This window comes from Roseobacter sp. S87 (assembly GCF_055693285.1).
The window spans coordinates 1836738-1849431 of record NZ_JBVFTR010000004.1 but is presented as its reverse complement, the minus strand read 5'-3'; the positions used below and the strand labels follow the sequence as shown (position 1 = coordinate 1849431).

The following is a 12694-nucleotide window of genomic DNA, read 5'->3' as shown; positions in this document are numbered from 1 at the left end:
CGTGGCCGGTTCCGTCACACGGCTGCCGCGCGATCCGGGGCCGGCGGGCTGGAATGCGCTGCTGCCGGAGAATGTGCCTCCGGAACAGCTGAACGGGGACCAGCGCGCCGACTGGCTGGTGATCGGTGCCGGGTTCGCCGGGCTCGCGGCGGCCTACAGGCTCGCACAGCTGTGTCCCACAGACCGGATCGTCGTGCTTGAGGCCAGTCGTGTGGGCGAGGGGCCTGCGGGGCGGAATTCCGGTTTCATGATCGATCTGCCGCATGACCTCGCGTCCGACAATTACGGCGGGGCCCTTGCCGCTGATCTGGCGCAGACCGCTGACAACCGCCGCGGGATCGCACTGGCCGCAGAGATGGCGCAGGCCTTCGGGCTGAGTGAAGAGGCCTTTGCGCAGTGCGGGAAGATCAACGGGGCCGCCAGCCCGCGCGGTGATGCGCATAACACTGATTTCGCAAAACACCTGACAGCGATGGGCGAACCTTTCGAAACGCTGGACGCCGCTGCGATGCAGGAGCTGACCGGTACAGATTGTTACTCCAGCGGGCTTTTCACGCCGGGTGCCGCCATGATCCAGCCCGCGCTTTTTGTCCGGTCGGTGGCCCGGGGTCTTGTGTCAAACCGCGTACGTCTATTCGAAAACTCACCGGTGACGGACCTGAGCCGTGCATCGGGTGACTGGCAGGCTACGACACCGGGCGGAAAGGTAACAGCGCCTCAGGTGATCCTCGCGGTAAACGGTCACCTTGAGAGCTTTGGCCATATGCGCGGGCGGCTGATGCATGTCTTCACCTATGCATCAATGACCCGGGCGCTGACATCTGACGAATGCGCCCGTCTGGGCGGCAGCCCGGTCTGGGGTCTGACACCTGCAGACCCGCTGGGTACGACGGTCCGGCGTATCTCCGGCACGGGCGGGGACCGGATCGTTGTCCGCAACCGTTTCACCTTTGACCCGGACATGGAGGTGCCGGATACCCGCATCGCCGGGGTGGCGCGTGATCATGACCGGGCCTTTGCAACACGGTTTCCGATGCTTGGCGATGTCCGGATGGAGTACCGGTGGGGCGGCCGGCTCTGCCTGAGCCGGAACGGTGTTCAGGTGGTCGGAGAACTGGAGCCGGGCCTCTGGTCTGCCTGTTGTCAGAACGGGCTGGGAACCGCCAAGGGCACCCTTGCGGGTATGCTCGCCGCAGAGGCTGCCAATGGCGTTGGTTCGGATGCGCTGGACAGAATGCAGCAGGCGCCGGTTCCGAAGAAACTGCCACCTGGTCTGATCGCCCGGGCCGGGGCCACGGCGCGCCTGCGGTGGGGCGAATGGCGGGCCGGCGCCGAGCTGTGATCCGTCAGTTTTCGGGCTGCAGAACCATGCAGGTTGAGCCATTGGCACCAGGGACAAGCACGTCCTCAATCTCGCCCTCGCCGGACATGCCTTTTCCGCTCCACAGCAGTTCCTGGCCCACGCCCTGCTGCCGGTCAGAGACGATCACTCTGGCCCACATGCATTCAGGCATTCCGCTGGAGCCGATCGGGAAACGTATCGGGGGCATGTCGTAGGTCACAAAGCCGTCACGCACACTGACGCGGTGGTTCCGTACGGCCCATTCGCCGGGGCCGGTAACCGGTGAGTCTTCCCAGTCGCCGTCGCGGTTGGCATCAACGAGAATGTTGAAGAACACCTCATGCTGGCCGATGCTGTTGATCTGTATGCGGAAATTCAGGTCAGCGGGCAGTCTGTCGGGCGTAGACTGTGCGGCCACCAGCCAGTCCCAGGTCACGCCGTCGTCGTAGTCGGTCGAGATGTTCGGGACATTGGTGCCGGGCGGCCTGCCGCGTGGGTTCACGGGATCCGGATCGTTGACATCGGTGTATCCGTCCTCGGCACTGACGAATTCGCCGATCCAGTAGCGGCACAGAACCTGCGCGCGCGCGCCATCGTTGCTGCGCCGTGTCGGGAATGCGCCTGTGTCAGCGCCTGGTGTGGTGTATCCGGTTGGCGTGCCATCCGGCGCATCGCCGAAATCTTCGCCATCAATTCCCACACAATTGCTTTGTGAGAACGGATCCTGGGTAATCAGGACGCACGCTGACAGCCCTGCAAAAAGAGATAAAAAAGTGAAAGAAATCAATCGGTACGAGGTTAACATGGCAGTGCTCCTCAATGATCAGATGATCCCTGAGTGTGCGCCTGATCCCCGTTCCGGTCAAATTGCAGCAAAAAACCCGGCCCGGAAACCGGACCGGGCTGTGCCCGTAGAGACGGAAATACCAACCTCAGATCGCGAGGTATTCTTCGCGCAGTTCTTTGTTTTCGAGAACTTCAGCAGCGCTGCCGTCAAAGACGATGCCACCGGTGTCCATGATCACCGCGCGGTCGGCCAGTTGCAGGGCGCGCACGGCGTTCTGTTCGACGAGGATTGTCGTGATGCCCTGATCCTTGATGATGCGGAGCGTCTTTTCAATTTCGTCGACAATGACCGGCGCCAGACCCTCATAAGGCTCGTCCAGCAGAAGCACTTTGATGTCCCGGCACAGCGCGCGGGCAATAGCGAGCATCTGCTGTTCGCCGCCCGACAGTGTGACACCTTCCTGGTTGCGCCGTTCGCGCAGCCGCGGGAAGAGATCATAAACGCGGTCCAGTGACCAGCCGATCGGCGGGGCGATCTGCGCCAGCTTGAGGTTCTCTTCGACCGTCAGACCCGCGATGATGCGCCGGTCCTCGGGCACCAGGCCGAGACCTGCCTGGCTGGCCTGGTAACTGCTCATCTTGTGCAGCGGCTGGTGGTCGAGCCAGATCTCGCCGTGGCGGACCTCCGGGTCGGCAAGGCGGGCGATGGCCCGCAGTGTCGAGGTTTTGCCGGCCCCGTTGCGCCCCAGCAGGGCCAGGATCTCGCCCTCGTGCACGTTAAAGCTGATGCCCTGCACGATATAGCTTTCGCCGTAATAGGCATGCATGTCCCAGACCGACAGAAAGGCCGGAGCAGTTGCCGCGTGGTTGGCGTTTTTGGAGAAATCGGGTTTGACGTTCATCGTAGCTCTCCTTACGCCGCCGTCTGCGTTTCGCCGAGGTAGGCTTCGCGCACTTTCGGGTGGCCTTTGATGTTGTCGGGGGTGTCCTCGACCAGCGGTGTGCCCTGGGCCAGCACGGTGATGCGCTGAGCAAGGCTGAACACCACGTGCATGTCGTGTTCAATGATCGCGATGGTGATGTCGCGTTCGTCACTGATCTGTTTCAGCAGGTCGATCGTGTTGTTGGTGTCAGCACGCGCCATGCCCGCAGTGGGCTCATCCAGCAACAACAGGCGGGGTTCCTGGCTGAGGCACATGCCGATCTCCAGGCGCCGCTTGTCGCCGCGTGACATTGAGCTTGCGGTCATGTGGCGTTTGTCGGCCATATTCATGTCCTCAAGCATGTGTTCCGCCCGCTCAATGATGTCCTTCTGGCTGGTCACAGACGAAATCCCGTTCAGCTCAAACGCACCGTCGCGCTTGGCAAAGCAGGGGATCATCATGTTTTCCAGTACCGACAGATCGCCAAAGATTTCCGGTGTCTGGAACACCCGGCTGATGCCCATCTGATTGATCTCAAAGGGCTTGCGGCCCAGCACCGACTGGCCGTCAAAGCTGACGGAGCCGGTATCCGGGATGAGCTTGCCGACCAGACAGTTCAGCAGCGTGGACTTGCCGGCCCCGTTCGGTCCGATAATCGCGTGGACCGAGTTCTCCTTGACCGAGAGGTTCACCTCGCTCAGTGCCTGCAGACCGCCAAAGCGTTTGCCGACGTTTTTGACTTCAAGAATACCCATGACGTCGTCTCCTTATTCTGCAGGTGTGGTTTTGCCGTCGGCGGCATCGTCCGCAGCTTTCTTGCCGCGGAAGAGACCGGCGATCTTCTGGCCGCCCTGGACAAGGCCACCGGGCAGGAAGATCACGACCATCATGAACATCAGACCCAGCGTGAGGTGCCAGCCCTTGCCGATGAACGGGTAGACGATGGTGATAAAGAAATCTTCCATCCCGTCGGGCATAAAGGCGAACCACTGTTCCAGGATCGACTTATTGATCTTGGAGACGATGTTTTCCATGTACTTGATGAATCCCGCGCCAAGGACCGGGCCAATGAGGGTGCCGGCACCGCCGAGGATCGTCATCAGAACGACTTCACCGGAAGCTGTCCAGAACATGCGTTCCGCACCCACCTGCGTATCCATCGCCACCAGCAGACCGCCGGCAAGACCGGCGTACATGCCAGAAATCACAAAGGCCGCGAGTGTGTAGGGCTTGGAGTTCAGGCCGGTGTAGTTCAGCCGCTGCTGGTTCGATTTCACGGCCCGCAGCATCATGCCGAACGGCGAGCGGAAGATGCGGATCGACAGGTAGAAGGCGAGGAGCATCACCAGTGCCGCGATGTAGTAGCCGGCGTTGAAGGTAAAGACCCAGTTGCCGACGGCCAGTTCGTAGCTCGACCCCATTTCGAGACCGAAGAGATTGGCACGGGGCGTCTGCCCGGCTTCCAGCGCACCATCCAGGATACGCGGGTCATCCACTTTGGGCTGCAGACCGGTTTCACCGCCCGTGATCGGGGTCAGCACCGAGTAGGCCAGAGAATAGGACATCTGCGCGAAGGCCAGTGTCAGGATCGAGAAGTAGATGCCTGAGCGGCGCAGCGAGATCCAGCCCACCAGCAGTGAGAAGAGACCGGCGACCACAACAGAGATCGCAATCGCAGGGATCACATTCATGGTCAGCAGTTTCATCATCCAGATCGCGGCGTAGGAACCGACACCCAGGAAGGCTGCGTGACCGAAGCTGAGATAGCCGGTCAGACCGAAGAGGATGTTAAACCCGATGGCAAAGATCCCGAAGATCACCAGACGCTGCATCAGGTCCGGATAGCCCGCGTTGAACTGCGCCATGGCGGAGCCTTCGGGGAAGGGATTCAGGATGAAGGGGGCGAAGATCGTCAGGATGGCGACGACGATCAGCAGGGTTGTGTCGCGTTTTGTCAGTCCGAACATGTCTTATTCCTCCATCACGCCCTTGCGGCCCATGAGACCACGCGGACGGGTAAGCAAAATGATGATGGCGACCAGATAGATGATGATCTGGTTGATACCGGGAAGAACTTCGAGAACCGCGCCCATGGAGGCGAAGCTTTCGAGAACACCCAGCAGGAAGCCGGCGAGTACAGCGCCCGAGAGCGAGCCCATGCCGCCGACCACGACGACCACAAAGCTCAGCACAAGGAAGTCCATGCCCATGTGGTAATTCGGAGAGTTGATCGGTGCGTACATCACGCCCGCAAGGCCCGCAACCGCGGCGGCGATGCCGAACATAATGGTAAAGCGTTTGTCGATGTTGATGCCCAGCAGGCCGACGGTTTCGCGGTCTGCCATACCGGCGCGCACAACCATCCCGAAGGTGGTGAACTGCAGGAAAGCAAAGACAGCACCGATGATGATGGCCGAGAAGGCAAAGTAGACGAGACGCCAGTAGGGATAGATGATCGTGTTGGGATCAAAGCCCAGCATAGCGCCGAAATCGAACGAGCCGGTGAAGGCTGCCGGTGCGGGGGTGGGGATCGGGTTCGCACCGTAGAAATACTTGATGATCTCCTGCAGGACGATCGCAAGGCCGAAGGTCACGAGGATCTGGTCCGCGTGAGGGCGCTTGTAGAAGTGCTTGATCAGGCCGCGTTCCATTGCGAAGCCGATACCGACCATCACAGGGATCGAGAAGAGGATCGACAGCGGTACCGCCCAGTCGATGATCACATCGCCCGTGGCCTGTCCGAAGATGTCATAGAGGTAAGGGACCTCAACCTTGAGCGGGTTGCCCAGGAAGTCCGTTTTTGTGTCGTCGATGACCGTGTGGCTGAGCGTCAGGATGCGGCTCAGCGTGACAGCGCAGAAGGCGCCGATCATGAAGAGCGCCCCGTGGGCGAAGTTGACAACCCCGAGGGTGCCGAAAATCAGTGTCAGGCCGAGAGCGATCAGCGCATAGGCTGATCCTTTGTCGAGGCCGTTCAGAACTTGCAGGATGATTGCGTCCATGGTCCCACCTTCAGGATGCGTGATCAGGCACTGTTGCGCCCGGGTGGTGCCGGGCGGAGAGAACCGCCCGGCGTGGTGTTTTCAGATGTCGCTTACGCGCCCGGGTTACATGTCCCGAGGTTGCCGCCGGCGAACTGCGGGTGGTCAGGTTCGTATGTCACCTGAGCAACCGGTGTGACTTCGACGATTTCGAGAAGATCGAATTCGGATGTCGGGTTCTCTTTACCCTTCACAACCAGCACGTCTTTGAAGCACTGGTGGTCGTCGCCACGATAGAGCGTTTTACCGTTGCCCATGCCGTCGAACTCAAAGTTCTCAAGCGCTTCAACAACCGCACAGGGGTTGAAGGAGCCGGCGCGCTCAACCGCATCCGCATACAGCAGCGCCTGCACATAGCATGTGTGCGCGGCCTGGGACGGCGGGAAGCCGTATTTGGTGCCGAAGGATTTGACGAATGCCTTGGAGCCTTCGTCCTGCAGCGACCAGTGCCAGTTTGTCGAACCGAAGATGCCTTTAACGTTGGCACCTGCACCCTTCGCCATGAGGCGGGAGTAGAGCGGAACGATGATCTGGAAGTCTTTGCCGTTCACCTGCTTGTCGCGCAGGCCGAACTGAACCGCGTTGGTCAGCGAGTTCACCATGTTGCCGCCGTAGTGGTTCAGAACCAGCGTATCGGCGCCCGACTGCAGAACCGGCGCAATGTAGGACGAGAAGTCGGTCTGTGTCAGCGGCGTTTTCACGGCTGCGACTGTTTCCCAGCCCATGGCTTCGGTCGAGGATTTCACCGCTTCTTCTGTGGTGTAACCCCAGTTGTAGTCCGCTGTCAGGTGATAGGCTTTACGGTCTGTACCGTAGGCATTCGCCAGCACGGGCGCCAGGGCGGCACCGGACATGTAGGAGTTGAAGAAGTGACGGAAACCGTTGGCCTTGCGGTCCTTACCGGTTGTGTCGTTGGAGTGCGTGAGGCCCGCCATGAAGATAACGCCGGCTTCCTGGCAGAGCGCCTGAACGGCAACGGCCACGCCCGAGGACGAACCACCGGTGATCATCACCGCGCCGTCTTTTTCGATCATGGAGCGCGCTGAGGCCCGTGCTGCGTCAGATTTCGTCTGCGTGTCGCCGGTGACGTATTCGACTTTCTTGCCGAGAATACCGTTACCTTTCAGCGCCTTGGACGAGAAAGTATTCATCATGCCGCCGTCGCCGCCACCGTTCAGGTGCTCGACCGCCAGCTCGTAGGCGCGCAGTTCGTCTGCGCCCTCGTCGGCATAGGGACCGGACTGCGGCACGTTGAAGCCGAGTGTCACGGTGTCGCCTGTAGGCGCGTTGGTAAAGCCGGAGTGGCCATCCGCACGCAGATACGTCGGCAGCGTCAGACCGGCAGCACCGGCCACAGCGCCGGTCTTGATCAGACCACGACGTGTGAGTTTCGAATTGGACATGAATATCCTCCCAGTTGATAAGATCAGGCTGCTGGCCGGACTCCTCCGCCCGCCGCCTGAGGCACAGATGTGCAAATATCTTATCGCGCGGGAAGTGAAAATTGCGCAACAAGTCCCTTGAAATGCACAATTATTTTGTAAATAAATCTACAGCATCATCGGTGTTTCTGTAAATTTTGTGATGTCGCATCGCAGAAACCTGTTGAAAAGGTACGGAATTACAGGAGGTCCCGGCATGCCGCGTGAAGGTCTGACAGGGAGCAGGATCCGGGAGAGACGTTCAGTTGCGGGGATGCGTCAGGCCGATCTGGCGCGCAGCCTCGGCATATCTGCCTCTTACCTCAATCTGATCGAACACAACCGCCGCAGAATCGGTGGAAAACTCCTGCTGGACATTGCCCGGACCCTCGGCGTGGAGCCAACGATGCTGACCGAAGGGGCGGAGGCGGCGCTGATCGCCACGCTGCGCGAAGCGGCCACAGGAGCCAGCCTCGCGCCTGCGGAAGTGGAGCGGGCCGATGAGCTTGCCGGGCGCTTTCCGGGTTGGGCAGAAGTGCTGGCCGCCGGCCACCGGCGCATCGCCACGCTGGAACGCACGGTTGAGACCCTGAACGACCGGCTGACCCATGATCCGCAGCTTGCAGCCTCAGTACACGAATTGCTGTCCACAGCGGCGGCCATCCGCTCCACCGCGTCTATTCTGGCCGATGAGAAGGAACTGGACGATCAGTGGCGTGACCGTTTTCACGCCAACCTGAATGAGGACAGCCGGCGGCTTGCGGACAGCTCCAAATCGCTGGTGGAGTATTTTGAGGCCGGTCAGGGACCCGACGATGCAGCGTCCAGCCCGCAGGATGAGGTTGACGCCTTTTTGACAGAGAACGCCTGGTTCTTCCCTGATCTGGAAGCGGGGCAGGCCGACGCGGAAGCGCTGATCAACGGCGCTGCAGCGCTGCGCAGCGAGGCCGCCCGCGAACTGGCACGTGCCGTGCTCCGCCGGATGGCGGCGGATGCAGCCCAGGTCAGCATACCGGTGCTCGAAGGCGCGCTTGAAGAAACCGGGCCCGATCCTGTGCGGCTTGCTGCGCTGCTTGGTGCACCTGTGGCGCTGATCATGCGGCGGATGGCCAGCCTGCAGGACCTGCAGAGTGGGTTGGTGGTCTGCGACCGCGCGGGCAGTATCCTCTTCCGCAAACCCGTGAGCCAGTTCGTGATCCCGCGTTTTGCGCCGGCCTGCGTGCTCTGGCCGCTTTTCGAAGCGCTGGGCCAGCCGGGGCAGGTGATCAGAACACCGATTGTACAGCTTGGCCGGGGCCGGTCCGCCTTTGACTGTTTTGCGGTGTCTGAGATCACCGGGGTGCCTGAATACAACCGTCCGCCGCTGCTGCATGCGAGCATGCTGATCCTGCCGTCTGCGGAACCGGAGCCGGACGGTGTGACCGAGGTTGGCAGCACCTGCCGCGTCTGTCCAAGGGATGCCTGTCAGGGCCGACGCGAAAGCTCGATCCTGCGCGACGGGCTCTGAGACGTCCGCAGGGGCGCCGTTCGCAAGAGAGACACAGGAGACGCGCCTGTAGATAAGGTCGTGTGACCGGCCTTCACAGCCGCGAAAAACTGCGGCCCGGGCACCGCACCCGCTTTGACTTGATGCGGGGAATCCGACAATATCCGGCACAGGCGTGCTGCACGACGGTTGGGGAGAGACCGGCGGCATGCTCCCTGGGAGGAGGGGACCATGAATCACCACGTGCTGTTGGTTGAAGATGAGGCGAACATCATCGAAGCCATCCGCTTTCTGCTGAGCCGGGAAGGCTGGCAGGTGGACACACATTCAAACGGGACGGACGCGGCAGAGGTGATCCGGCGCATGAAACCCGACATTGTGATCCTGGATGTGATGCTGCCGGGCAAAAGCGGTTTTGACATTCTCGAAGAGCTGCGCGCGCATGAACAGACGGCTGATCTGCCGGTGCTCATGCTCACGGCGCGTGGCCAGAGCCGCGACCGGGAAATGGCGGAGAAAGCCGGCGTCAGCCGCTTCATGACCAAACCGTTTTCCAACACCGAAGTGCTGAACGCTGTGCGCGACATGCTTTACGTGCACCGCCAGCAGAGCTGAAACGATGGCGCCGCGCGGACGCACCCCTGTGTTTCTGGAACGCGGTAACTATCGCCAGCGCCGGGTCATTGATGCCGTCAGGCTGCTTGCCGTCCTCGGTGCGGTGCTGTGGATGATCCCGCTGCTCTGGCCCACCGGTGACGCGGCAGATGGCGCAGGCATGCCCATGTCGCGGGCACTCAGCTACGTCTTTGCAGTCTGGTTCTTTCTGATCTGCACCGGTGCTTTCCTAGTCTCAAGGATGCGCCGCGCGCGGCAGGATGGAAGCGAACCGGCGGGGAGTGGGGACGCGTGACGTCGCTGAACCTGCTCATCGGTGTCTGTCTGGCCTATGTGGCCTTTCTGTTTGGTGTGGCCTTTGTGGCGGAACGGGCCGGTGTGCGCGGCAGGGCCGACTGGCTGTTGCGCTCGCCGCTTGTCTATACGCTTTCGCTGTCCATCTACTGCACAGCTTGGACGTTTTACGGCGCGGTGGGCAATGCCGCGCGCTCAGGCCTTGAATATGTCACGATTTATCTGGGCCCCAGTCTGGTGATCATCGGCTGGTGGTGGATCCTCCGGCGTCTCGTGCGGATCGGGCGCAGCCAGAAAGTGACCTCCGTCGCGGACCTGATTTCGTCGCGCTATGGCAAATCCAACACGCTCGCGATTGTCGTGACCATTATGGCGGTGATTGGGGTCACGCCATACATCGCTCTGCAACTGCAGTCGGTGGCCTCCTCTGTATCCATTTTTTCCTCTGCCGGGACGGATGGCGTGCCCGATCCGGAAGTGTCGCGCGCCGGCGGCTTGTGGATCGCGGTCGGTCTCGCGCTCTTCACGGTGCTTTTCGGCACCCGGAACCTGAACGCAAACGAACGCCACCACGGCGTCGTTATTGCCGTCGCGGTCGAGGCCGTTGTCAAACTGGTGGCGCTCCTTGCTGTCGGGGTGTTCGTGGTCTGGGGTGTCGCGGGGGGGCTGTCTGCCACCCTGGACCGGATTGATGCCTCCGCCCTGGGGACCTGGCAGACCGATGGCAGCCGTTGGGCAACGCTGACGCTCCTGTCGGCGACAGCCTTTCTGTGTCTGCCCCGGATGTTTCAGGTCATGGTGGTTGAGAATGATGATGAACGGCATCTGCAGATCGCAAGCTGGGCCTTTCCGCTTTACCTGATGCTCATGAGCCTTTTCGTGGTGCCCATCGCGGTGATCGGTCTGGAGGTCCTGCCAGCGGGCTCCAACCCGGACTTCTTTGTGCTCAGCCTGCCGCTCAGCGAGGGCCGCGAGGGACTTGCCATGCTGAGTTTTCTCGGCGGTTTTTCCTCAGCGACCTCCATGGTGATCGTGGCAACCCTGGCGCTCTCAACCATGGTGTCGAACCATGTCGTGATGCCGGTGTTTCTGCACCTCAGACAGGGCGGGGCGACGCAGTCCGGTGACGTCCGTGACGTGGTCATCCTGTCCAGGCGGCTGTCCATTCTGGGGATCATCGCTCTGGGCTATATCTATTTTGAGGCCTCGGGCGGCTCAGGGGCACTAGCCGCCATTGGTCTGATCTCCTTTGCCGGCGTGGCTCAGTTTCTGCCGGCGATGCTGGGCGGTCTCTTCTGGCGCGGGGCCACGCGCATTGGCGCACTGGCCGGGCTGGCCATCGGGTTTTCGGCCTGGATGTTTACCATGCTGCTGCCCAGTTTCGGGCCGGGCGCTGTCCTGTCGGCGGACACCTTTGAAAACGGTCTGCTTGGTCTGTCCTGGCTGCGTCCTCAGGCGCTTTTCGGGATCGGGGGGCTGGATCCGATGGTGCATGCCGTGTTCTGGAGCCTCGCGCTTAATGTGACGGGCTTTGTCGTTTTTTCGCTGGTCAGCTTTCCGCTCCCGCTGGAACGGTTGCAGGGTGCACAGTTTGTGAATGTCTTCGATCACTCCGGACAGGCGCGCAGCTGGCATGCGTCATTTGCCGAAAGCGAAGATCTGATGGTTATGGCACAACGGCTGCTGGGGCCCGAAGAGGCGCGGCTGCTTTTTGAGAGACAGGCGAGGCGCCAGGGACGCCGTGGCCATCTGCCGGAGCCGACGCCCGATTTCCTGCAGACACTGGAGCGCGAGCTCGCCGGGTCCGTGGGTGCGGCGACAGCGCATGCGATGATCGGTCAAATCGTTGGCGGCTCTGCGGTGTCTGTTCAGGAACTTATGGCTGTTGCGGACGAATCCGCGCAGATGCTGGAGTATTCCAGCCAGCTTGAAGCCAAATCGCGCGAACTGAGCGACACAGCGGCCGAACTGCGTCGCACCAATGACAAGCTGACACAAATCTCCCTGCAGAAAGACGCGTTTCTGAGCCAGATCAGTCACGAACTGCGTACCCCCATGACCTCCATCCGGGCGTTTTCGGAAATTCTGCGCGATACCGACGGCCTTGGTCCGCTGGAGAAAACAAAATACGCCAGCATTATTCACACAGAGGCCATCCGGCTGACACGGCTGCTTGATGATCTGCTCGATCTGTCGGTGCTGGAAAACGGCCAGGTCACGCTGAACCGGCAGACAGGCAGCCTGGCGGATCTTCTGGACCAGGCGATTTCCACGGCGCAGGCCAGCGAAGCGCGCCGTATTACCATCCGCAGGCGGCGTCTGGAAGAGACCATTACTCTGGACACCGATCTGGACCGGCTGGCGCAGGTGTTCATCAATCTCATTACGAACGCTCAGAAATACTGTGCTGCATCCGACCCCGAACTGCGGATCGAGGCGGCGCGACAGGGAGACACTGTTTTTATTGATTTTCTGGACAACGGCGCGGGAATTCCGGACGACGCGCGGGAAATGATGTTTGAAAAGTTCAGCAGAATAGGCGCCCAGGACAGCAACGGCGCCGGGCTGGGGCTGGCGATCTGCCGTGAAATCATGGTGCGGCTGGGCGGGGATGTCACCTATCTGGACAACACCGGCGGCACCGCATTCCGGGTGACATTGCCGCAGAAACTGGCGATGGCCGCGCAGTAAATCTGTCTGTTAACCCTGCCGATTCCTTCATTTTTAAAGGCTATGGTAACCATTGGCCTCTAGTCTGGAGCGCAAAGGTTCCGGGTAAACTGTGT

Annotated in this window: 11 protein-coding genes; 5 read left to right on the top strand and 6 right to left on the bottom strand. The window is 61.1% G+C overall.

From position 1 onward, the window contains the following. Position 1: 1 nt before the first annotated feature. Positions 2-1342 carry an NAD(P)/FAD-dependent oxidoreductase gene (locus ACZ1HA_RS10145; RefSeq protein WP_472713765.1) on the top strand — a complete coding sequence of 447 codons (1341 nt, stop codon included), beginning with the start codon at positions 2-4 and terminating at the stop codon, positions 1340-1342. A gap of 4 nt (positions 1343-1346) precedes the next feature. Here the strand turns inward: ACZ1HA_RS10145 and ACZ1HA_RS10140 are convergent, their stop codons facing one another. The 6 genes from ACZ1HA_RS10140 to ACZ1HA_RS10115 all read right to left on the bottom strand — a co-directional run bounded on the left by ACZ1HA_RS10140 (position 1347) and on the right by ACZ1HA_RS10115 (position 7495). Then, a complete protein-coding gene (locus tag ACZ1HA_RS10140; protein WP_472713764.1) occupies positions 1347-2042 on the bottom strand; it encodes a hypothetical protein in 696 nt (231 codons plus the stop codon). A gap of 232 nt (positions 2043-2274) precedes the next feature. Further along, the gene (locus ACZ1HA_RS10135; RefSeq protein ID WP_300034798.1) at positions 2275-3030 is read right to left on the bottom strand and encodes an ABC transporter ATP-binding protein; all 756 of its coding nucleotides are present in this window, start codon (positions 3028-3030) and stop codon (positions 2275-2277) included. A gap of 11 nt (positions 3031-3041) precedes the next feature. Further along, positions 3042-3806 carry an ABC transporter ATP-binding protein gene (locus tag ACZ1HA_RS10130; RefSeq protein WP_472713763.1) on the bottom strand — a complete coding sequence of 255 codons (765 nt, stop codon included), beginning with the start codon at positions 3804-3806 and terminating at the stop codon, positions 3042-3044. A gap of 12 nt (positions 3807-3818) precedes the next feature. Continuing rightward, a complete protein-coding gene (locus tag ACZ1HA_RS10125; protein ID WP_472713762.1) occupies positions 3819-5018 on the bottom strand; it encodes a branched-chain amino acid ABC transporter permease in 1200 nt (399 codons plus the stop codon). Positions 5019-5021: 3 nt separating this feature from the next. Further along, positions 5022-6053, bottom strand: a complete 1032-nt coding sequence (locus ACZ1HA_RS10120; RefSeq protein ID WP_436399122.1) for a branched-chain amino acid ABC transporter permease — start codon at positions 6051-6053, stop codon at positions 5022-5024. A gap of 92 nt (positions 6054-6145) precedes the next feature. Beyond that, positions 6146-7495, bottom strand: coding sequence for a substrate-binding protein (locus ACZ1HA_RS10115; RefSeq protein ID WP_375230640.1), 1350 nt, complete (start codon positions 7493-7495; stop codon positions 6146-6148). Between the two features lie 235 nt (positions 7496-7730). Between ACZ1HA_RS10115 and ACZ1HA_RS10110 the strand changes: the two genes are divergently transcribed. From ACZ1HA_RS10110 to ACZ1HA_RS10095, 4 genes are all read left to right on the top strand, one after another. Then, positions 7731-9020 carry a short-chain fatty acyl-CoA regulator family protein gene (locus tag ACZ1HA_RS10110; RefSeq protein WP_472713761.1) on the top strand — a complete coding sequence of 430 codons (1290 nt, stop codon included), beginning with the start codon at positions 7731-7733 and terminating at the stop codon, positions 9018-9020. Positions 9021-9230: 210 nt separating this feature from the next. After that, complete coding sequence (locus ACZ1HA_RS10105) at positions 9231-9614, top strand: response regulator transcription factor (RefSeq protein ID WP_375230642.1); 384 nt, start codon at positions 9231-9233, stop codon at positions 9612-9614. Between the two features lie 4 nt (positions 9615-9618). After that, complete coding sequence (locus ACZ1HA_RS10100; protein ID WP_472713760.1) at positions 9619-9909, top strand: hypothetical protein; 291 nt, start codon at positions 9619-9621, stop codon at positions 9907-9909. Then, positions 9906-12599 carry an ATP-binding protein gene (locus tag ACZ1HA_RS10095; RefSeq protein ID WP_472713759.1) on the top strand — a complete coding sequence of 898 codons (2694 nt, stop codon included), beginning with the start codon at positions 9906-9908 and terminating at the stop codon, positions 12597-12599. Before ACZ1HA_RS10100 ends, ACZ1HA_RS10095 begins: the two co-directional genes overlap by 4 nt. Positions 12600-12694: the final 95 nt, after the last annotated feature.